Here is a 21,244-nt window from a genome sequence, read left to right as displayed (position 1 = left end):
AGACGTGACGTGGTGCTGCCCGGGTCAGTCGCGCTTGCGGTCCCATGGGACGACCCGCAGCAGGATCTGCAGGTCCACGGCCCGAGGCGGCTCCCGCCAGCCTCGGCCGAGGACCGTGTCGAGGATGCCGAGGCGCTGGTACAGCGTGTTGACGTGAACGCCGAGCAGCTTCGCGGTGGGCGCGGCGCGCCTGCCCTGGTCGAGAAACGTCTTCAGGGTGGCCAGCAGCGGCACGCTGCGCTGCTCCTGTTCTCTGACCACCTCGCCGAGCAACGCGTCGAACTGCGCCGACAGCTCGGCCCGGCCCGTCGGGTCCAGAAGGACGCGGTACACGCCGAGCTGGTGAGCGGTGGTGGCCGTGCCGGGCTGGTCGAGCGTCAGGAGCGCGTTCACCGTCTGGATCGCCTCGTGATAGCAGCGCACCAGCTGCACAGGGGCCGAGGCGGGACCGGTGACGCCCACCGTCGCCGTGTGCGCGCCGTGTTCGTTCCAGGCCTTCGCGAGGGACGCGGGATCGTCGGTGGGGGCCACGGCGAGGATCCTCGGCCCGTCGGCGGCGATCACCGTGCCGATCGGCAACGGCAGCGAACTCAGGTCTCTCCTGGCCGGTTGCGCGTCGCCACAGGGCAGGGCGACGAGTACACAGTGAGCACGTGACGGTTCGAGGCCGGCGATCCGCATCCGTCGGCGCAGCTCGTCCGGATCGCCGGCAGGCCGGTTCAGCAGATCGACGAGCATCGCGTCACGGGTCAGACGGGTCGCCTCCGCGACGGCTCGTTCACTGACCACGGCCAGTGCGAGGGCGGGAAGAGCCCGCTCCAGCAGAAGCTGGTCGTCCCGCTCGCAGCCTCCGACGAGAACGAGGGCTCCCACCACGCCCCGATCCGTGCGCACTGCTCTGATCCGTACCGACTCGCCGTCCCTCGTGGTGAGTTCGATCTGGTGCGGCCCGTCGGCCGGCGCGTCGAAGAGCGACCTGAGGGCGTCCGGCAGCTGCGGTACCCGCTGTGCGAGCTCCGGCCCGATGTCCGCCCGTTCGTCGATGAAGCGCAGTTCGCCGCTGGTCACCCCGGCCATCTCGCGTACCAGCTCCGCCACCCCTCCGCCGCGCAGGACGACATCGGTCAGACGGCGGTCCCACTGCAGGGCACGCTCCAACTGCTGGTTCGCGTCGGCCAGCTGCGCGGTCGACGCCTCGTAGCGCTCCAGCGCGGTGGCGTTGTCGATGGCCAGTGCGGCATGCGCGGCGAGCGCCGAGAGCAGGGTGACCTCGCTGTCGGAGAAGTGGCGCTCCTGGCGCTTGCAGGCGAACAGGGCGCCGAGCGCCCGGCCGCGGAGCATGAGAGGCACCCCCAGCAGCGCACGGATTCTCTCGGCGCCGGCCACCGCGTCGTGGGGTTCATGAGGAAACGAGGCGTCGCTGAGGTAGTCCTCCGTCCAATACGGTTCGCATCGCGTGATCACGATCTCGAACATGCCGGAGCTGCGTGACAGGTGCTGACCTCGCAGCTGCGGGGTCAGCGCCCCCGTCACCGCCTCGACGACGGCATCCTCCGCGTGGAGCAGCGCGAGGTACGTCAGGTCGACGCCCAGGAGCCGACGGGCCTGCGTGGTGATCTCCTGCAGCACCGCGTCCGGGCGACGCAGACTCGTCAACTGGGCGACGATGTCGTTGAGGGCGGCCAGTTCGGAGGCCTGCCGACGCCGTTGCTCAAGCAGCGCGCCGATCCGGAGCGCCAGGCCCGCCTCCCGCTCGACCTGGGACGCGTCCGCGCCCTGCTGGAGCAGTTCGTCGCGATGCCGGGCCAGGCGACCGGCCGACGCGTCGGCCAGCAGCAGATCGAGCCATGACGTTGACGTACTCACCACCGACCTCCTTGCCGGACTCGACTTCCGCGAGGCGGCGCGGACGGTATGTCGAGACCGCACACTGTCCTCTCCGGATGCGGTGAGGTCTGCACATACTGCCTGGGCGCCGTCGAAAATACCTTCGGAGCATGACCGAAACAGTGAGCACGCCGGCTGCTCCGGCCGAGCAGCGCGGCCAGGCCAACATCATCAAGCCGGGGATCGGCTTGCCCGCTCCCGCCGAGAACCTCTCGTCGGCCGAGGAGCGCCTGCTGCGGAAGCGGGAACTCGCGGCCGCGTTCCGGCTCTTCGGCAAGTTCGGGTTCGGCGAGGGGATCGCGGGCCACGTCACGGTGCGTGACCCCGAGTACCCGGATCACTTCTGGGTCAACCCGTTCGTCATGAGCTTCCATCACATCAAGGTCTCCGACCTGCTGCTCGTCAATCAGAAGGGCGAGGTCGTCGAGGGCCGCGGGCAGGTGAACCTGGCCGGTTTCTACATCCACTCCGAGGTGCACGAGGCGCGACCGGACGTGGTGGCCGCCGCGCACGCGCATTCGCTCCACGGCAAGGCCTTCGCCTCGCTCGGCGTGCCGTTGGACCCCATCACCCAGGACGCCGCGGCCTTCTACCGCGATCACGCGGTCTACGACTACTACGGGGGGCCGGCCGGCTACCGGGAGGAAGGCCGGCGCATCGCCGCGGCGCTGGGCGGCCACAAGGCGGCGATCCTCCAGAACCACGGCCTGATCACCGTCGGGCACAGCGTGGGCGAGGCGGCCTGGTGGTTCATCACGATGGAGCGGTCCTGCCAGGCCCAGCTCCTCGCCATGGCGGCGGGCAAGCCCATCTCCATCGACCACGAGACCGCCGAGTTCGCGCAGCGCGAGGTCGGCACTCCTTACGCGGGCTGGCTCAGCTTCCGGCCGTTGTGGGAGCAGATCATCCGGGAGCAGCCGGACCTGTTCGACTAGACCGGCGCCGGAGTCTCCTTCCCGGCGCCCGTCGGAGGCGTGAGGCCCGTTCCGCGGAGCCGTCACGACCGGCCCTGACGGGACTGCACCTGCCAGCGCCCCTGGGCATTGCGGGCGAGGTCGACCGGAAGGCCGAAGCAGGCGCCGACGCTCTCCGCGGTGAGCACCTGGTCCACCGGGCCCCGGACGAGGACGCGTCCCGCACGCAGGAGCACGGCGTGCGTCGTACCGGACGGCAGCTCCTCCAAGTGATGGGTCACGATGACGGTGGCCAGCTCCGGTCGGGCGGTGCGCAGCCCGTCGAGGCTGTCGATCAGCTGCTCGCGGCCCGGGAGATCGAGACCGGTGGCGGGCTCGTCCAGGAGCAGAACGTACGGGTCGGGCAGCAGAGCGCGGGCGATCAGAACTCGCCCGCGCTCGCCCTGCGAGAGCACCGGCCAGCGTGCGTCGGCCCGCGCGGACATGCCGAACAGGGAGAGCAGTTTGTCGGCCGACGCTTCCTGCCCGGGGGGCGGTGACCAGCGAGGGGAGCGCTCGACCGTGCCGGTGAGTCCGGTGAGGACGACCTCGGACACCCGCAGGGGCGAGGTGAGCGGGTGGCGTGGGTTCACGTGCCCGACAAGGCCGCGCAGCTCGCGGACGTCGACCCGGCCGAGGGCACGGCCCAGGATCTCGACCGTGCCGCGGGTGGGGTGGCCGACGGCGCCGAGCAGACCGAGCAGGGTGGACTTGCCGGCGCCGTTGGGGCCGAGCAGGGCCCAGTGTTCGCCCCGGCGGACGGTCAGGGAGACCCCGTCGAGCAGGAGTCTGCCGTCGCGGACGACATCGACCCGGTCGGTCCGGAGCACGGGGGTGTGAGGCACGAGTACTACTTCCGTTCCATCGCCGACGGCCCGCCACAGGGCGGGCCGTCACGGTTCCTGCCGGTCAGCTGTCCTGTATGTCCAGCCAGCGACGCACGCTGTCGTCGTGTTCGCCCAGCCGAGGGGGCGCGGTGTGGCCGCGGGGGACGGTGCCGTCGAAGCGGATGGCGGGGCCGGGCAGCTCGATCGGGCCGAGCGACGGGTGGTCCACCTCGATCACCAGGCCCTGGGAACGGGTCTGCGGACAGTCGTAGACCTGGTCCAGGGTGCGGACCTCCCCGGCCGGCACGCCCGCCGCCGCCAGCAGTTTCAGCCAGTGCGCCGCCGGCCGTTCCGCCAGCGCCTTCTCGACGGCCTCCCGCAGGTCCTCGCGGTGGGCCACCCGCCGGGCGTTGCCGTCGAACCTCGGGTCCTCGGCGTCGAGCCCCACGATCCCGGCGAACCTCACCCACAGGGCGTCGTTGGCGACCGCCGCCTGGATGGCTCCGCCCTCGCAGCGGAACAGGCCGTACGGAGCGATCGACGGGTGATGGTTGCCGGTCGCCCGGGCGACCTCGCTGGCCACCGTGTACCGCGTGCCCTGGTAGGCGTGCACGCCGACGATCGACGCGAGCAGAGACGTACGGACGACCTTGCCGAGTCCGGTGCGGCCGCGTTCGTACAGCGCTGAGAGCACGCCGTACGCGCCGTTCATGCCCGCCAGCAGATCCCCGATCGGCACCCCGATGCGCGTGGGGCTTTCCGGGGCCGGCCCGGTCAGGCTCATCAGCCCGGCCTCGCCCTGGGCGATCTGGTCGTAGCCGGGACGCCCGCCCCACGGACCGTCGTGTCCGAAGCCGCTGATCGAGAGGATCACCAGACGGGGATTGAGCTCATGGAGCCGTTCTGCGGAGAAGCCGAGCCGGTCCATGACGCCGGGCCGGAAGTTCTCGATGAGCACGTCGGCGCGGACCACGAGCCGGGTGAGGAACTCGACGCCCTCCGCCGACTTCAGATCGGCGGTCACCGACTCCTTGTTGCGGTTGCAGGACAGGAAATACGTCGACACCGGCTCGTCGGCCGGGCCGACGAACGGCGGTCCCCAGCCGCGTGACTCGTCGCCTGTGCCCGGGGCCTCGACCTTGATGACCCGGGCACCCAGGTCGCCGAGCATCATCGCGGCATGGGGTCCGGCGAGGGCGCGGGAGAGGTCGATGACCAGGACGTCGTCCAGTGGGGCCGAAGCGGTCGAACTCATCGTTCACCGGCCCAGGCTGACGGAGACGTGCTTGCGCTGGGTGTAGCTGTCGAGCATGCCCTCCAGGGAGAACTCCCGGCCGATGCCGCTCTGCTTGAAGCCGCCGTACGACTGGCCGAGCACCTGGCCGCCGCCCTGGTTGACCTGGACCCAGCCGGCCTCCAGGGCGTGCGCGGTGCGCAGTCCCGCCCCGAGGTCGTGCGTCCACACGAACCCCGCGAGACCGAAGTGCGTGTCGTTGGCCATGCGGACGACGTCCTGCTCGTCCTTCCAGGGAATCGCGCACACCACGGGCCCGAAGATCTCCTCGGACGCGATCCGCCAGTCGTTCGCCACCCGGGCGAAGACGGTGGGCCGCACGTAGTACCCCTGCGCCAGCGGGCCGTCCGTCGGGGGAAGCCCGCCCAGCGCTACCTCCACCCCGGACTGCTCCATGCCCTCGGAGATGTAGTCGCAGACGCGGTCGAACTGCCGGCCGTTGACGATGGTGCCCATGTCGCTGGCCTCGTCGAGCGGGTCTCCGACCGTCAGCGCCGACAGCTTGTCCACCAGCTTCCCGACGAACGAGTCGAAGACCGACTCGTGCAGGAAGAGACGCGACCCCGCCGTGCACGACTGTCCCTGGCGGAAGAACCTCATCCCGGCGATGGTGCCGTCGACGACCCAGTCCTCGTCGGCGTCGGGGAAGACGATCTGCGGGCTCTTGCCGCCGAGTTCGAGGGACACCGGCACGATGCGCTCGGCGCCCTTCGCCATCACCCGGCGGCCGACCGCGGTGGACCCGGTGAAGGAGAGCTTGGCGATCCGGGGATGCGCGGTCAGCGCTTCCCCGGCCTCGGCGCCGTAGCCGGTGAGGACATTGAGCACGCCCTCGGGGAGGAAGCGCTGACAGATCCGGGCGACGGCCAGGGCGGCGAGAGGTGCGTCCTCGGCGAGTTTGAGCACCAGCGTGTTGCCGCTCACCAGGGCGGGCGCGATCTTCAGCGCCGAGAGCATCAGCGGGGCGTTCCACGGCACGATGGCGCCCACGACACCCAGCGGCTCGCGGCGCGAGTAGTCCAGGACGGTGGGGTCGAGCGGGATGCTCTCGCCCTTGGCCTCACCGGCGACGCCCGCAAAGTAACGGAAGCAGTCCACCACGAACTGCGTCTCGCCCCGCGACTGGGTCCGCAGCGCGTTGCCGTTCTCCAGTGACAGCAGACGGGCGATGCGCTCCTGCTCGGGTTCGAGTGCGTCCGCGATCCGCCGGAACAGATCGCCGCGGTCACGGGGGCGCAGATCGCGCCAGCCGGGGAAGGCACGGGCGGCGGCCTCGACCGCACGGTTCACGTCCTCGGCACCGGCGCGTGGGACACGGCCGACGACCGCCTTGTCGCGCGGGCTCTCGACGTCGATCCACTGTCCGTCGGCCGCCTCGGCCCATTCGCCGGCGATCAGCATCGGCGCGTCGCCGACGTGGCGCTCGCCGGAGGTCACGGAGTCTTGCACGGTGGTCACTGGCATGGGGTCCTTCGCTCCGAGGGCGTCGGCAGAGCAGGGGAGCGGCAGCGGTGGACACCGCGAACCGACGCGAGGGCAGGGCGTGGGGCGCAAGGCGTGGGAGGCCGAGGAGCGGCCGGAACGCCGGCGGATTCCCGCTGAGATGCGCAGGGGATTGCGTCCACAGTCAGACCTGCACAACTGCACTGGCAAGAGGCAATCGGGCACAGTTAGTGTGCAGACATGCACACTCCATCGGCGGTCAACCTGGACGACCTGCGCTACTTCCTGGCCCTCGCGCGGCACGGACGCCTGGTGTCGGCCGGGCACCGCCTGGGGGTGGAGCACACCACGGTCGCGCGCCGGGTCACCGCCTTGGAGAAGGCCCTGGGGCACCGGGTGTTCGAACGCACCCGGACCGGCTGGGAGCTCACCGACGCCGGTCGACGCCTTCTTCCGCACGCGGAGCGCATCGAGGAGGAAGCCCAGTTGGCCTTCGCGGCCGGTGAGGGCGAGGAACGGCCGATCTCGGGCGTCGTCCGGATCCTCGCCACCGACGCCTTCGGCTCGGTCATGGTCACCCCCGCGCTCGCCCCCTTGCATGCCCGCCACCCGCGCATCGGCCTCGAACTCGTCACCACGAGCGCTCTCATCAGCCGCCACACGGGCCAGTTCGACATCGCGATCACCCTGCACCGCCCCGAGCTGCCCAGGCTGCAGGTGCGCCACCTGTGCGACTACTCGCTGCGGCTGTACGCGGCGCCGTCGTACCTGCGTGGGACCAGGCCCATCCGTACCGCCGAGGACCTCGTGGACCACGAGATGGTCTGGTACATCGAATCGCTGCTCGACCTCCCCGAGCTACGGATCTTCGACGCGGTCTCCGAGAACGCGGCCTTCTCCTTCCGCAGCAGCAACGTGTTCGCGCAGCGGGAGGCCGTAGCCGCCGGCATCGGCGTGGGACTGCTGCCCTGCTTCCTGGCCGAAGGCGACCCAAGGCTGGAGCCGGTACTGCACGGTCAGGTCGACGTACCCGGAACGTTCTGGATGATCGTGCCGTCCGCGCTCGTCAACGTGGACCGGATCCGGATGGTCTGTGAGCACCTGGAGACCTGGCTGGGCGAGCGGGTGGACCTGCTGTGCCCGGCTGTCTGACGCCGGTAGCCCTACCCACCAAGGTGGGTGGCCGCCCACCACACCCACCTTCGGAGGTTCCCGGACGGGGCGTGCCCGGGTTCAGATGCCTCGGCAAGCATCCGCCCGCAGACGGAGCCGGGCACAGTCCAGGAGGAGGGAGCCATGAGCCACACCGTCAGCCCGCCACACAGCCGGACGACGACGGAGGCGACGGGCCGAGGCGTCTGCGGGAAACCTCGCTGACCTCGCTGAGGGACACACGCTGTCCCGCCGGGCCGGACGGGCGACCTGTGTGAGCCGACCGACCGAGTGACCGGGGCGCTCGCCGGGCCGACACGACGACGCAGGCCCGAGAACATTCGAGCCCTCCCCGACACGCCGCCGCGCCCGACGGGGTGCCCGCGCTCCTGCCCGCGCCCCGTGCGCGTTCATCTCGCCGTCCGCGCCGCCTCGGTCCGCCGGTACGGCCGTACCCCGGGGCTTCCGACGCACCAGTGCGGGCCCGCCCCCCCACCATCCCGACGATGGGACGAACCACCGTGAACACCCTGACAGAAGACCAACTCGCCATCGCGGAGACCACCTTGGACTTCGCTCGCGAGCATCTCGCCCCGAACGCCATCGACTGGGACCAGAACAAGCACTTCCCGATCGACGTCCTGCGCAAGGCGGCCGGCTTCGGACTCGGTGGCGTCTACGTGGCGGAGGACGGCGGGGGATCCGCTCTGACCCGTCAGGACGGCGTGCTGATCTTCGAGGCACTGGCCACCGGCTGCCCGTCCATCGCCGGGTACCTGTCGATCCACAACATGGTCGCCTGGATGATCGACAAGTACGGGTCTCCGGAGCAGCGCGGCCGCTGGCTCGCCGACGTCTGCAGCATGGAAAGCCTCGGCAGCTACTGTCTCACCGAGCCGGGCGCCGGCTCCGACGCCTCCGCCATGACCACCCGCGCGGTCCGCGACGGCGGTCACTACGTCCTGGACGGTGTCAAACAGTTCATCTCGGGCGCCGGTGCCTCCCAGGTGTACATCGTGATGGCCCGTACCGGGGAAAGCGGCCCCCGGGGCATCTCGGCCTTCGTCGTCGAACGCGACGACGAAGGGGTGTCGTTCGGCCCGAACGAGCGGAAGATGGGATGGAACGCCCAGCCCACCCGTCAGGTCGTCCTGGACGGGGTACGGCTGCCCGCCGACCGGCTGCTCGGCGGGGAGGGCAACGGGTTCCGCATCGCGATGAGCGGGCTCAACGGAGGCCGCCTCGGGATCGCCGCCTGCTCGCTCGGCGGTGCACGGGCCGCCCTGGAGCGGACCACCGCCTACCTCGCCGACCGGCAGGCGTTCGGCGCCCGGCTGATCGACAATCCCGCCCTGCAGGCCCAGCTCGCCGACATGGCGACGGAACTGGAAGCCGCCCGCGCCCTGGTGTGGCGCGCGGCGACCGCCCTCGACCTGGCCGCCGCCGACGCACCGCAGATGTGCGCGATGGCCAAGCGCTTCGCCACCGACACCGGATTCGCCGTCGCCGACCGCGCCCTGCAACTGCACGGCGGGTACGGCTATCTCAGCGAGTACGGCATCGAGAAGATCGTCCGCGATCTGCGGGTGCACCAGATCCTGGAAGGCACCAACGAGATCATGCGCGTCATCGTCGGCCGCTCACTCGTCGGAGCCGCCTGATGAGCAACACCTTCCACGAGGACCCGGTCCTCATCAGACGCGACGGCCGCGCAGGGTGGATCGTGCTCAACCGGCCGAAGGCGCTCAACGCCCTCACCCACGAGATGGTGGGCCGGATCGCCGCCGCCCTGGACACCTGGGAGCAGGACGACGCCGTGGAACTCGTCGTCATCACCGGAGCCGGCGAGCGCGGACTGTGCGCCGGCGGTGACATCCGAGCCATCCACGAGGACGCCCTGAGCGGCGACGGCGAGGCCACCCGGCTGTTCTGGCGGGACGAATACCGACTCAACGCCCGCATCGCCCGCTACCCCAAGCCGTACGTCGCCGTGATGGACGGCATCGTGATGGGCGGCGGGGTCGGCGTCTCCGCTCACGGCAGCGTACGGATCGTCACCGAACGCACCAGGATCGCGATGCCGGAGACCGGCATCGGTCTCGTCCCCGACGTCGGGGGCACCCACCTCCTCGCGCGTGCCCCTGGTGAGCTCGGCACGCACCTCGCCCTCACGGCGGGGGCGGTCGGCGCGGGCGACGCGCTGCTGTGCGGCCTCGCCGACCACTTCGTCCCCTCCGACCGGCTGGAGGCGTTCTTCGCCGACCTGGCCGAGCACGATCTCCTAAAGGTGCTGGAGCGGCACACCGCCCAGCCTCCGGAAGCGGCGTTGGCGGGGCACCGGCCGTGGATCGACGCGTGCTACGCGGCCGACACGGTCGAACGCGTGCTGGACAACCTGGCCGGCAGCGGACACCCCGTCGCCGCCGAAGCGGCACTCCAGATCGCCGCCAAGTCCCCGACGGCGGTGAAGGTGGCGCTCGCCGCCCTGCGCCGCTCCCGTCGACTGGGAACGCTGGAGGCCGTGCTGGACCAGGAGTTCCGGGTCTCCTGCCAGGCCCTGGTCTCTCCCGACCTGCCCGAGGGCATCCGCGCCCAGGTGATCGACAAGGACCGCTCACCCCGCTGGAATCCGGCCAGCCTGGCAGCCGTGACCGACGAGGCGGTGGCCCGCTTCTTCGCCCCGCTCGGCGACCGTGAACTCGGCCTCGCCCCCACCCCTCTCCTGGAGCAGACGTGACACTCGCGATCGGATTCATCGGACTCGGGAACATGGGCGGTCCGATGGCCGCCAACCTCGTTTCGGCCGGCCACCGTGTCACCGGGTACGACCTCGTACCCGAGGCGCTGAAGCAGGCCGAGGCCGCCGGCGTCTCGATCGCCGGCAGCGCGGCCGAGGCGGTGTCGGAAGCCGATGTGGTGATCACCATGCTGCCGGCCGGCCGGCACGTCCTGGACACCTACCGTGCCCTGCTGCCCGCGGTGAAGCCGGCGACGTTGTTCGTCGACTGCTCCACCATCGATGTCGAGGACGCCCGGGCGGCCCACGAGATCGTCGCGGCAGCCGGGCACCAGGCGGTCGACGCCCCGGTCTCCGGCGGTGTGGCGGGCGCGAGCGCGGCCACCCTCACCTTCATGGTCGGCGCCGGGGAGGCGGAGTTCGCCGCGGCGCGGCCCGTCCTCGAAGCCATGGGCAACAAGATCGTCCATTGCGGCGAGTCCGGCGCCGGACAGGCCGCGAAGATCTGCAACAACATGATCCTCGGCATCTCGATGATCGCGGTCAGCGAAGCGTTCGTCCTGGGCGAGCGGCTGGGGCTGAGCCACCAGGCGCTCTACGACGTCGCGTCCACGGCCTCGGGCCAGTGCTGGGCGCTGACCAGCAACTGTCCCGTGCCGGGGCCGGTCCCGGCCAGCCCGGCCAACCGAGACTACGCGCCCGGCTTCGCTTCCGCCCTGATGGCCAAGGACCTGGGGCTCGCCGTGGACGCGGCCATGACAGCCGACATGACACTCGAACTGGGCCGGCGCGCATCCGAGTTGTACCGGTCCTTCGCCGACGGAGCCGGCGCCGGTCTGGACTTCTCCGCCATCGTCCGGCAGATCAGGAAGCAGGTGACGCAGTGAGCGACCACGAGACCGTTCTGGTCGAACGCAAGGGACGGGTCGGACTGATCACCCTCAACCGCCCCGAGGCGCTCAACGCACTCAACACCCGGCTGATGAATGAGACCGTGGACGCGGCGACCGCGTTCGACCGCGACCCGGAGATCGGCGCGCTGGTCATCACCGGTTCCGAGAAGGCGTTCGCGGCCGGCGCCGACATCAAGGAGATGCGGGAACTCACCTTTGCCGACGCCTACCTCGGCGACTGGTTCGCCGCCTGGGACCGCCTCGGACAACTGCGCAAGCCGGTGGTCGCGGCGGTCGCGGGCTACGCCCTGGGCGGAGGCTGCGAGTTGGCGATGCTCTGCGACATCCTGCTGGCCGCCGACACGGCGAGGTTCGGGCAGCCGGAGATCAGACTCGGAGTCATTCCCGGCATCGGCGGGTCCCAGCGTCTCACCCGGGCGGTGGGCAAGGCCAAGGCGATGGAGCTGTGCCTGACCGGGCGAATGATGGACGCCGAGGAGGCGGAGCGTGCCGGACTGGTGTCACGGATCGTGCCGGCCGCGGACCTGCTCGGCGAGGCACTGGCGGTGGCCGAGACCATCGCATCCATGTCCGAACCGGCCGCGGTGATGCTGAAGGAAAGCGTCAACCGCGCCTTCGAGACCAGCCTCGCGGAGGGCGTCCGCTTCGAACGCCGGATGTTCCACGCGACCTTCGCCCTGTCCGACCAGAAGGAGGGCATGGCGGCCTTCGTGGAGAAACGAGCCCCCAGATTCACTGACCGCTGACCCGCGCGGCGGAGGAAATCCTTGCCGGAAAGTGACCATTGTGGGGATAATCTTTCCGATTATCCCCGAATTATGGGGTAGGTCGGCAACCTTTTGCGCAGTGCGGCGCCTAAAATCGACCCCCAACAGAGTTGTTGTGGGAAGAACTGCTACAGACCCCGAGTCCGGTGTCGGCGCTCTGCGACACCGACGTTCCCGTTGAGGAAGGTCGTCCCGGCCAGGCTCGGGCTCGTGCCTCCAGGCTTTCCGGGCCAGGCCGAATCGCGTCCGCACCCTGCCTGAGGACCCATTGCACGGCGACCAGGAAGACGACATGAACCCACTCGCGAGTCAGCCACCCGTCGCGGTCATCGGTGCGGGCGCGATCGGCCTCTCGTTGGCCTCCGCGCTCGCCCGAACCGGGCGGCCCATCACCATCTGCGGCGGGCGTGCGCCTGTTGACCACATCAAGGTCACCGAGGACGGAGTTGCGGAGACCTGGCCGGTTCGCCACGTGACCGACCCGGCCGACATCGCGGGACACGCCACCGCGATCGTCGCCGTGAAGGCGCACCAGACGGCGGCGGTGGCGGACTGGCTGCGCGCACTCGCGCACCCGGAGACGACGGTGCTCGTCGCGCAGAACGGCGTCGAGCAGCGTGAACGCGTTCTGCCGTACGTAGGACCCGCGCACATCGTGCCCGGCGTCGTCTACCTGAACTGCGAGCGCACCGCACCCGGGCACGTGATCCTCCGGCGGGCCGGCGCGCTCGACGTGGCCGTGCCGGACGACCCGGCCGGCATCGCCCTCGCCGCCGAGCTGAACACCGGCAAGATGCGCGCCTCGGTCGAGCCCGACCTGAAGACGGTGGCGTGGACGAAGCTGCTCACGAACATCACCGCCAACCCCCTGACCGCCCTGACCGGCCGGCGCGCCGACATCATGCGGGATCCCGAGATCGAGCGCATCGCCCGGAACATCATGGCCGAAGCCATCCAGGTGGGCCGGGCCGAAGGCGCGGTGCTCGCCGACGGGCACGTCGACCGTGCCATGCACTGGCTGCAGCACGTCCCTCCGGGCAGCACCACATCGATGCGGGAGGACCGCCTCGCCGGCCGGCCGCTCGAACACGACGCTCTCACCGGAGCCGTGGTACGCGCCGCCGAACGCCACGGCATCGACGTTCCGACGAACCGGTTCGTCCTCGCCCTCCTGTCCACCATCGAGCCGACCGAGGTGACCGCATGAAGATCTCACAACGGGCCCAGGCCGTGGCCCCGTTCTACGCCATGGAGTTCGGCAAGCACGCCGCCGCACTGGAGGCGCAAGGGCACCACGTCGTCAAACTCAGCATCGGCGAGCCGGACTTCGGTGCGCCCCCGGCTGTCCTGGACGTGATGCGCGAGGTCATGGACGGCAGGCCCATGACCTACACGGCGGCACTCGGACTCCCGGCGCTGCGGCAGGCGATCGCGGACTTCTACCTGACCCAGCACGACGTCGTGGTCGACCCGTCCCGGATCATCGTGACCTCGGGAGCCTCGGCCGCGCTCGTGCTGGTCACCGCCGCGCTCGTCGACCCGGGCGACGAGGTGCTCATCGGGGACCCGTCCTACCCCTGCAACCGGCAGATCGTGGAGAGCTTCGGCGCCCGGGTCGCACTCGTACCGACGACCGCCGAGACCCGCTTCCAGCTCGACGCGGCTTCGGTGCGCTCGCGTTGGACGGACCGGACGCGCGGCGTCATGGTCGCGACTCCGTCCAACCCGACCGGCACCTCGGTGCCCGTGGACGAGCTGGCCTCGATCTGCGACCTCGCCCGTGAGCGTGGGGCCTGGCGCATCGTCGACGAGATCTACCTCAATCTGAGCGATCACGATGCCCAGGGTCGGCCGCCGCGCAGCGCGCTGTCGTCGGACGCCGACGCCGTCGTCATCAACAGCTTCTCGAAGTACTTCGGCATGACCGGCTGGCGCCTGGGCTGGTGCGTCGCTCCGGAGCCGCTCGTGCCGGCGATCGAGCGCCTGGCCCAGAACTACTTCCTCTGTGCCTCCGCCCCCGCCCAGCACGCCGCCCTGGCCTGCTTCGCTCCCGAGTCGCTCGCAGTCTGCGAGGCCCGTCGTGTCGAGCTCGCCGAGCGACGTGGCCTTGTCGTCGACGGCCTGGAACGGATCGGGCTGCCGGTGCCGGTTCCGCCCGACGGCGCGTTCTACGTCTACTTCGACGTCAGCGGCACCGGCCTCACCTCATGGCAGTTCTGTGAGCGAGCCCTCCAGGAGGCTCACGTCGCCCTCACTCCGGGCCGGGATTTCGGGGTAAACACCGCGGACACACACGTCCGGCTCTCCTATGCGGCGTCGATGAACGACCTGCACGAAGGCATCGACCGGCTCGAGAAGTTCCTGGCCACGCTGCATTGAACCGAGCGGTTGAGGGTGGCCGACCGGCCTTGCCCACCGCAGCGGGCCTTTCCCAGGCAGGTCACAGCACGGACGGTGGATCAGCCGGGGTCTGAGCTTGTTCCGCTTTGACGGACACCATCGGTGTGGTGGTCAGGCTGCGAGTGCGGTCTCGTATTCGGCGGGACTGCGATAGCCGAGGCTGCTGTGCAGCCGGTGCGAGTTGTACCAGCCCTCGATGAAATCGAAGATCGCGGTGCGGGCGGCGGCCCGGCTGGGCCAGGAGATGGCGCCGAGCAACTCCCTCTTGATGGTGGCGAAGAACGACTCGGCGAGTGCGTTGTCCCAGCACTGTCCGGTGCGGCCGACCGACAGACGCACCCCCAACTGGTCTGCCAGCGATGCGAATTGCCGGCTGGTGTACTGACAGCCGCGATCCGAGTGAAAGATCACCGGCCGGGTGGGACGGCGTTTTCGACAGGCGGCCGTGAGGGCATCGGCGACCAGATCGGTCCGCAGGTGGTCGGCAGTCGCCCAGCCGACCACGCGACGGGAGGCGATGTCTAGGACGGTGGCCGGATAGAGCCAGCCCTCCTCCGTGGCGATGTAGGTGATGTCGCCGCACCAGCGGGCATCCAGGCCGGCAGGGTCGGGCTGGAAGTCCCGGACGACGAGATCGGGCCGCAGGGCAGCTCGTGGATCGGGGATCGTCGTCTGGTGCCGTCGTCTGCGGTGTCGGCCCTGCAGTCCGGCAGCCCGCATCAGCCGCGCGACACGTCGGCGGCCGCATCCGGCGCCTGCCCGCTTGAGCACGGCATGGACGCGCGGGGCGCCGTAGGTTCCCCGCGATCGCGTGTGGACGTCGGCGATCTGTTCCGCCGGCTCGGCGTCACGGACCGCGCGGGGACCAGGCTTGGCAGTGCTGCGGGCATAGAAGGCGGTCCGGGAGACCTTCAGCAGCTCACACGCTCGTTTGACGCTGTGACCTGCACGCTTCTCCGCCTCGATGAACGGGTGCACCGTCACCGGGTCTCCTTCGCGAAGAAAGCCGTCTTAGATTCAACTGGTCAGAGCAACAGTGCTGGTTGAGGACGGTATACGTGGCGAGATTGGGTCGGCCGGGGATGTCGGATGAGATGAAGGCCGACCTGTGGCGGCGGTGGAGGTGCGGGGAGTCGATCAGCGTCATTTCGAGACAGATCGGCAAGCCACCCGGCTCGGTGTTCACCGTCCTCAAGCACCACGGTGGAATCGCTCCCGTGCCCCGCAGGGCGCGCGCTGGAAGCCTGACCTTGAGGGAGCGAGAGGAGATCTCACGCGGGCTTTGTGCCGGCCGTTCCTACCGGGCGATCGCCGCTTTGCTGGGGCGTGCGGTGTCGACGATCAGGCGTGAAGTCGGCAACAACGGCGGACGCGACGTCTATCGGGCAATCGCTGCGCAGGAACGGGCAGTTGACCGTGCCCGGCGCCCGAAACAGTGCCTGCTGGCCGCCAGACCGGCACTCAGGCAGACGGTACTGACCCTGCTCTGCCAGGAGTGGTCACCCGAGCAGATAGTTGGCCACCTTCGTCGTTTTCACGGGGGTGACCCGGCGATGGAGATCAGCCACGAAACGATCTACCGGTCGGTCTACACCACCCGGTGGAAAGTGATTCCCCGCGAGCTCTGCAAGCGTCTTCGCACCGGCCGCCCGATCCGGAAGAACAAGCGACACACGGTGAAGGGGCAATGGCGCTCGCAGATCACCGATGCCCGGCCGATCGAGGAGCGCCCTCAGGCCGCGCAGGACCGCAGCGAGCCCGGGCATCTGGAAGGCGATCTGGTGATCGGCTCGAACAACAGTCAGGTCGCCACGCTGGTCGACCGGAAGACGCGGTTCCTCACGGTCGTGAAACTCGCCAGCCGCCACACCAGCGTGGCCGTTCCAGCTCTGGCAGAGGCATACACGCGCATGGACTCCCGACTACACGGCACGCTGACCTGGGATCGCGGCATGGAACTGGCAGCCCACAAGCGTCTCAGCACTGACACCGGCGTCGACGTGTTCTTCGCAGCCCCGCGCAGCCCCTGGCAGCGAGGCACCAACGAGAACACCAACAAGCTGCTCCGGCAGTACCTGCCCAAAGGCACCAACCTGTCGACGTTCAGCCAGGACGACCTCGTGCCTTCCCCCGCGAAAGTGGACACGCGTTCGGGTGATCATGCGGCCAGCGTGAGCTTATCGGACTCCTGCTGGTGCTGGTTTTCATAGGCCATGGGGCTGAGGTGTCCGTTGGCGGAGTGCCTGCGGCGGGTGTTGTAGCGGGTGAGCCACCGGAAGACGGTGCGTCGGCAGAGTTCCGTTCCCGGGTAGTGGTGGGCACCGCGTAGGGTCTCGCGCTTGAGGGTGGCGTGGAAGCTCTCGCGGGCGGCGTTGTCGGCGGAGGTGCCGACCGCGCCCATGGACTGGGTGAACCCCAACTCACCGCACAGGTCGGCGAATTCACGCGATGTGTACTGGGCGCCGTGATCGGAGTGGAAGACCGCGCCGCTCAGGCCGCCGCGGGTGGCGGCTGCCATCCGCAGAGCGTCGGCGACGAGTTCGGTGCGCGTGTGGGCGGCGATGGACCAGTCGGCCACCCGGCGGCTGAAGCAGTCCAGGACAGTGGCCAGATAGAGGAACTGGCCGTCCCCGGTGGGGAGGTAGGTGATGTCGCCCATGTACTTGACTCCAGGCATGGGGGCGGTGAAGTCCCGCTGGAACAGGTCCGGGACCGGTGTCGCCGACGGCTCGGGGATCGTGGTGCGGACCCGTCTGCGCAGGCGTATGCCCTGGATGGAGAACTTGCGCATCACGCGGGCCACCCGTTTCTCGTTGATCCTCCGGCCGTCGGCGCGGAGCTCTGCGGTGACCCGCGGGGAGCCGTAGGCGCCGTCGGAGTCGGCGTGGACGGCGCGGACCTGTTCGGCCAGGGCCCGGTCGGCGGCCTGCCGCGCGGTCCGCGCGTCGGCCCCGTCCCTCCGCTTGTAGCAGCTGGAGCGGTTCACGCCCAGCACCTGGCACAGCCGCTTCACGCCGAAGGCGTCCCGGTGGTCGTGGACGAACTGGAAGCGGTTCACCAGTTCGTCCCGCCGGCGAAATACTTGGCCGCCCTGCGCAGGATGTCCCGCTCGGTGGCCAGCTTCCGCTCGCTCGCCTCAAGCTCGGCGACCCGGGCCTCCAGCTGCCGGATCCGCTCGTCCGGGCCGGCGGAATGCGCCGGCTGTCCTGCCCGGGCCGGCTCTGCCCCACCTGCCCGAGCGGTCGCCGGGGCGACGCCGCGACGCTCCCGGTCCCGAAGCACCCACTCACGCAGCGTCGCTCTGTTGATGCCCAGGTCAGCGGCGATGCTCTTGTAGGTCGCCCCGGGCGTGGACCCGTACAGGGCCACGGCATCGGCCTTGAACTCGTCCGAGTAGTCCTTCATCGCCATCGGCGGTGTTCTCGCTTCCTCCGGATCAAGCAGATCCAGTATCAGCGTGTCCACCACTCAGGGGGAGGCCCCCTCGACGCCATCGCGGCGAAGCTGAACAACCGCCCCCGCAAGTGCCTGGGATTCCGCACCCCGGCAGAGAGTGTTGCCTTGACCGGTTGAATCTAAGCTTGGCGATCTGACCGACCGAGCGGTCACCGCGTCGGCACAGCTCGACGATCTCCGCCTTGAACTCCGGCGTGAACGAGCGACGAGGGCGAGGCTTCTTCTTCCCCATGCTCTCCATGATGGACATCCTCTCCCGGGGCTGAACCCCTGATCTCGGATGTCCGTCAAAGCGGATCAAGCCCACTACCAGCGGCTCGGATTTACCGAACACGCCGACCTGATGGTTCTCAAGCCGGCCGGTGGGCAGTGGTTGGAGCTCGGACTGGCGCGTTCGTAGCCTCGCGTGGGGAGGCGCGCCTGCGGCGGTGGTGTGCTGCCGGAAAGGGACTCAACTCGGCTGCGGGCCCGGCACATCAGCGTCGATGGCCGGTTTCGGCGGTATGCGATGGGGACGGTGGCGGGGGTGCTGTGCTGATCTGGCTGATGTGCTTGGCCGGTTGCTGAGGGCTGGTCCGGCGGGTGCCGATTTCGTGGGCGAGTTCTTCGGTGAGGTCGGCGAGGAGGTCAGCAGGAGTGAAGGTGGACGCATTGATGGCCCAGGTGGGCCGGTCGGGGTTGTCGCCTGCCCAGATGGTCCAGGAAGTGAGGCTGGCGTTCGGGTTCTTGGCGGTGAAGGCGTCGAGCGTGAGTCCGGCGTCTTCCTGGGTGGACTTCCAGTGCAGCCAGTGTCCTTGTGCCGTGGATGTCCAGCCGGCGTCGGTGAGGGGGCGGGTGTCTGCGCGACGCTCTTCTCGGTGATGGGGCTGTCGAGGCTTGTGTCCCATTCCCCGTGGGCGAGGGATATGAGGAGGCTGTTCAGGGGTCCGGCTGGGGTGTTTGCCGTCAGGGTGAGGTGCCACATCTGGTCGGAGACGGGCGTCTCATAGGCGGCGATGGTCCAGGCGTCCTCGCGAGGGTCGGCTTCGTGCAGGAGTTGGATGCGCAGGGTCTGTGACTCGTCGATGACGTGTGTGGTGTCGTTGGAGAAGGTCTGGTACTTCTCCCAGTCGCCGTTGTTGTCGAGGAAGACGTTGAAGACGGCCTCTTGGTCGCCGGGATCGGCGGCATAGGCGGGTACCCGCTTGACCAGCGGCGCGGCGGTGGCGGTCGGGGCCGTGTCTGGAGGGGCGAGGCTGGTGCGGGCGTGGGCGGTGTGGCCTTCGGTGTCGGTCATGGGTGCGGGGCCGGGGACTACGTGGGCCTGTTCGAAGGCGGTGAGGGCCTGGGCCGGTGAGACGAAGGCGTGGGTGATGCGGCGCAGGTGGTTCTCGCCCCGCAGGTGGACGCTTTTGCCGCTGTCTCGGTAGGTTCCGACGGCCACGGTGTCCCAGCCGGTGTCGGCGTGGGCGTGGGCATGGATGACGAGGCGGCCGTCGCGGATCGCGTCGTGGATCTTCTGCGCTTGGTCGGTACGTCCGCGGATCTCGTCGCGGCTGGGGCGGGGGTCAGGGTAGGTGATCCACGGCCATTCCTCGTCGATGGCTTCCTGCAGGCTCGGGGTGATCTCGGCGGTGATGCCTTCGGCGTGCAGGGCGTGGGTGGCCTTCTGGGCCCAGTGCGGTTCCTCGCGGTCGATCCGGGCCAGGACCATGGGGTGTTCGTCGAGGGAGTCGAAGCCGTGCGCGGTCAGGAGGGCCTGGGCGGTGCGGTAGTGGCTGCCGGTCAGGCGTGCGATGACGGCGGTGGGGTGGGCGGGATGTGCGTCGAGGAAGACCTGGGCGTCGAGGCGGACGGGGGCGTCGGGAGGAATACCGGGCATAGAAGGCGGTCTCGTTTCGGGCCCGATCGGCGGAGGGCCGGGCCCGATAGCGGGGTCATCGGTGAGCGCGTGGGGTGGTCAGCGCGGGTTGGGGTGGAGGGCCGGTCGCGCGGGGCGGTTGCCCGTGGCGGGCCGGCCGGCTTTCGGCGGGAGTGGGTGGGACTGCGGTGGCGCGTATCCAGCGGGTGCGCAGGGAGTTGAGGTCCGCGAGGGCGCGACGGCTGCCGGTGACGAGCTGGTGGGGGGTGTTGGCCAGGTCGTCGGTGTAGGCGGTGATCCATGCGGCGACCGTCTGGGCGCGGGCGAGGAGAGCGCGCTGGAGGATCTTCTCGCCCCAGTACTCGGGTGAGCTGGCGGGCGTGGAGACCAGGGACATCAGGTCCTTGGGGGTGAGGGAGCCGGTGAGCACGCCACGGTGCTGGGCTTCGCCGAGGACGGTGACGGGGTCGACCATGTCGCCGCGGTGGACCAGGGCGGTGATGGACTGCCAGAGCGCGGCGTGCAGCGGCAGCAGGAAGTCCGCCTCGGTCAACCACCGCAAGTGCTGGACCTTGCCGCGCGCCACCGCGTCGGGCTTGCACAGGATGACCGCCCAGCGGTCGAAGTCGATGCCCTCGCCCTCCACCACCGCACCGCTCGTCGGCCGGCCGCCACTCACTCGGAACCGCCGCCCGAAGTCGCAGCGCAGACCGGCCACTTGCGTTCCATGAGCCAGCGCAGGCCAGGATCGAGCGCGGCCAGGACATCCGGGTCGAACGCCGTCGTCTGGTCGTGCTGGATCTGCCGGTACAGCTCGAACAGCAGCACTGCCTGCTGCCAGTACGGATCCAGGTCCAGGCCCGCAATGCGCTCGGCGGTGTAGCGGCGATAGTTCGTGCGGAGCACGTGTTCGTGGTGCAGTACGTCCGCGATGGTTGAACCATCGGTGTCCCGCGGCATCTCCGGAAACGGGAAGGACGGCGGCGCCGACCGGGAGTCCGCCTCCGCCAGGACTCGCTCGACACGCTCGGCGTCGCTGTCGTTGACGTGGGCGGAGCCGATCGTGTGCGTGTACGTCCCCAGCTCCAGGCCGAGTTGGATTGCCGCGTACTCGTGGATCATCGTGAAGGAGAAGACGTCGGACAGCAGGCCGCAGTCGAGGTCGTTCGCCCGCATGTTGCACACCATGTGCAGTCGCCCGTCGCGCAGCAGCAGGTGCAAGCCGGCCAGGCATGCGACGTCGGGGTTGTCGAGGTCGGCGAGTTCCTTCGCCTCGAACACCGGCAGGTAGCCGCGTTTGCTGTCGGCCTCGTTCAGCAGCAGCTTCACCACCTGGTCGAACTGAGACTTGCCGCCACGGATCGGGCTGAACAGCGAATGTCCGTAGGCGGACCCGCCGAGACGGATGCCGTCGGCGCTGCTGGCGTGCATGGACGTCGAGTAGTAGCCGATCATCTCCAGGTCCCGGTGGCAGGGCTTCGGCGTAGTCGGCTGACGTCCGCTTCCCGACGGTTGATCAGGTTGGGCGGGGTCCGATGCAGAACAGGCACGGATGCCCGTGATCATGGAGTTCT

General features: G+C 69.7%; 18 protein-coding genes and 1 pseudogene. 9 read left to right on the top strand and 10 right to left on the bottom strand.

Annotated elements, in window-relative coordinates; translation table 11 throughout:
* Window positions 1–24 precede the first annotated feature (24 nt).
* Entirely contained in the window at window positions 25–1,866 is a 1,842-nt protein-coding gene (locus tag BMZ82_RS30665) for a helix-turn-helix domain-containing protein (RefSeq protein WP_143098940.1), read from the bottom strand.
* 131 nt (window positions 1,867–1,997) lie between these two features.
* On the opposite strand from BMZ82_RS30665, the gene BMZ82_RS30660 reads away from it, so the two are divergent.
* Complete coding sequence (locus tag BMZ82_RS30660) at window positions 1,998–2,822, top strand: class II aldolase/adducin family protein (protein WP_093780660.1); 825 nt, start codon at window positions 1,998–2,000, stop codon at window positions 2,820–2,822.
* 62 nt (window positions 2,823–2,884) lie between these two features.
* Here the strand turns inward: BMZ82_RS30660 and BMZ82_RS30655 are convergent, their stop codons facing one another.
* From BMZ82_RS30655 to BMZ82_RS30645, 3 genes are all read right to left on the bottom strand, one after another.
* The gene (locus BMZ82_RS30655) at window positions 2,885–3,685 is read right to left on the bottom strand and encodes an ABC transporter ATP-binding protein (RefSeq protein WP_093780659.1); all 801 of its coding nucleotides are present in this window, start codon (window positions 3,683–3,685) and stop codon (window positions 2,885–2,887) included.
* Between the two features lie 64 nt (window positions 3,686–3,749).
* Window positions 3,750–4,922 (bottom strand): CaiB/BaiF CoA transferase family protein, encoded by a 1,173-nt coding sequence (locus BMZ82_RS30650; protein WP_093780658.1) that lies wholly within the window; start codon window positions 4,920–4,922, stop codon window positions 3,750–3,752.
* A gap of 3 nt (window positions 4,923–4,925) precedes the next feature.
* A complete protein-coding gene (locus tag BMZ82_RS30645) occupies window positions 4,926–6,419 on the bottom strand; it encodes an aldehyde dehydrogenase family protein (RefSeq protein ID WP_218159066.1) in 1,494 nt (497 codons plus the stop codon).
* 225 nt (window positions 6,420–6,644) lie between these two features.
* Between BMZ82_RS30645 and BMZ82_RS30640 the strand changes: the two genes are divergently transcribed.
* The 7 genes from BMZ82_RS30640 (at window position 6,645) to BMZ82_RS30610 (ending at window position 14,353) form a co-directional block, all read left to right on the top strand.
* Window positions 6,645–7,556, top strand: coding sequence for a LysR family transcriptional regulator (locus BMZ82_RS30640; protein WP_093780656.1), 912 nt, complete (start codon window positions 6,645–6,647; stop codon window positions 7,554–7,556).
* A 506-nt stretch (window positions 7,557–8,062) separates the two neighbouring features.
* Window positions 8,063–9,217, top strand: coding sequence for an acyl-CoA dehydrogenase family protein (locus tag BMZ82_RS30635; protein WP_093780702.1), 1,155 nt, complete (start codon window positions 8,063–8,065; stop codon window positions 9,215–9,217).
* Entirely contained in the window at window positions 9,217–10,293 is a 1,077-nt protein-coding gene (locus tag BMZ82_RS30630) for an enoyl-CoA hydratase/isomerase family protein (RefSeq protein WP_037750823.1), read from the top strand. Before BMZ82_RS30635 ends, BMZ82_RS30630 begins: the two co-directional genes overlap by 1 nt.
* Before the next feature lie 32 nt (window positions 10,294–10,325).
* Window positions 10,326–11,180 (top strand): 3-hydroxyisobutyrate dehydrogenase, encoded by an 855-nt coding sequence (mmsB, locus tag BMZ82_RS30625; RefSeq protein ID WP_371271328.1) that lies wholly within the window; start codon window positions 10,326–10,328, stop codon window positions 11,178–11,180.
* Window positions 11,177–11,953: an enoyl-CoA hydratase gene (locus tag BMZ82_RS30620; RefSeq protein WP_093780654.1), complete on the top strand. Its 777-nt coding sequence runs from the start codon at window positions 11,177–11,179 to the stop codon at window positions 11,951–11,953. The genes mmsB and BMZ82_RS30620 overlap by 4 nt, the downstream gene beginning before the upstream one ends.
* Window positions 11,954–12,266: 313 nt before the next feature.
* Window positions 12,267–13,181, top strand: coding sequence for a 2-dehydropantoate 2-reductase (locus BMZ82_RS30615; RefSeq protein ID WP_093780653.1), 915 nt, complete (start codon window positions 12,267–12,269; stop codon window positions 13,179–13,181).
* Complete coding sequence (locus tag BMZ82_RS30610) at window positions 13,178–14,353, top strand: pyridoxal phosphate-dependent aminotransferase (protein WP_037750814.1); 1,176 nt, start codon at window positions 13,178–13,180, stop codon at window positions 14,351–14,353. The genes BMZ82_RS30615 and BMZ82_RS30610 overlap by 4 nt, the downstream gene beginning before the upstream one ends.
* A gap of 132 nt (window positions 14,354–14,485) precedes the next feature.
* On the opposite strand, the gene BMZ82_RS30605 is transcribed toward BMZ82_RS30610, so the two are convergent.
* Window positions 14,486–15,358 (bottom strand): IS3 family transposase, encoded by an 873-nt coding sequence (locus BMZ82_RS30605; protein ID WP_093780652.1) that lies wholly within the window; start codon window positions 15,356–15,358, stop codon window positions 14,486–14,488.
* 110 nt (window positions 15,359–15,468) lie between these two features.
* On the opposite strand from BMZ82_RS30605, the gene BMZ82_RS30600 reads away from it, so the two are divergent.
* A complete protein-coding gene (locus BMZ82_RS30600; protein ID WP_218159065.1) occupies window positions 15,469–16,584 on the top strand; it encodes an IS30 family transposase in 1,116 nt (371 codons plus the stop codon).
* On the opposite strand, the gene BMZ82_RS30595 is transcribed toward BMZ82_RS30600, so the two are convergent.
* The 5 genes and pseudogenes from BMZ82_RS30595 to BMZ82_RS30580 all read right to left on the bottom strand — a co-directional run.
* A protein-coding gene (locus BMZ82_RS30595) for an IS3 family transposase (protein ID WP_093780651.1) occupies window positions 16,533–17,785 on the bottom strand; the annotation gives its coding sequence in 2 pieces (ribosomal slippage) (window positions 16,533–17,443 and window positions 17,443–17,785; 1,254 coding nt in all). The two genes, BMZ82_RS30600 and BMZ82_RS30595, sit on opposite strands and share 52 nt — an antisense overlap.
* Before the next feature lie 521 nt (window positions 17,786–18,306).
* Window positions 18,307–18,717, bottom strand: coding sequence for an SPDY domain-containing protein (locus tag BMZ82_RS42150; RefSeq protein ID WP_256252200.1), 411 nt, complete (start codon window positions 18,715–18,717; stop codon window positions 18,307–18,309).
* A gap of 65 nt (window positions 18,718–18,782) precedes the next feature.
* Window positions 18,783–19,106 (bottom strand): annotated as a pseudogene (locus BMZ82_RS42145) (hypothetical protein); the annotation flags it as partial.
* A gap of 640 nt (window positions 19,107–19,746) precedes the next feature.
* Complete coding sequence (locus BMZ82_RS30585) at window positions 19,747–20,388, bottom strand: DnaB-like helicase N-terminal domain-containing protein (RefSeq protein WP_256252196.1); 642 nt, start codon at window positions 20,386–20,388, stop codon at window positions 19,747–19,749.
* Window positions 20,346–21,244: thymidylate synthase (locus BMZ82_RS30580; protein ID WP_107487701.1), on the bottom strand; the 899-nt coding region annotated here is incomplete at its 5' end. The genes BMZ82_RS30580 and BMZ82_RS30585, both read right to left, overlap by 43 nt.

This window comes from Streptomyces sp. yr375, from assembly GCF_900110755.1.
Lineage (GTDB): Bacteria > Actinomycetota > Actinomycetes > Streptomycetales > Streptomycetaceae > Streptomyces.
This window is presented reverse-complemented; position numbering and strand designations above follow the sequence as displayed.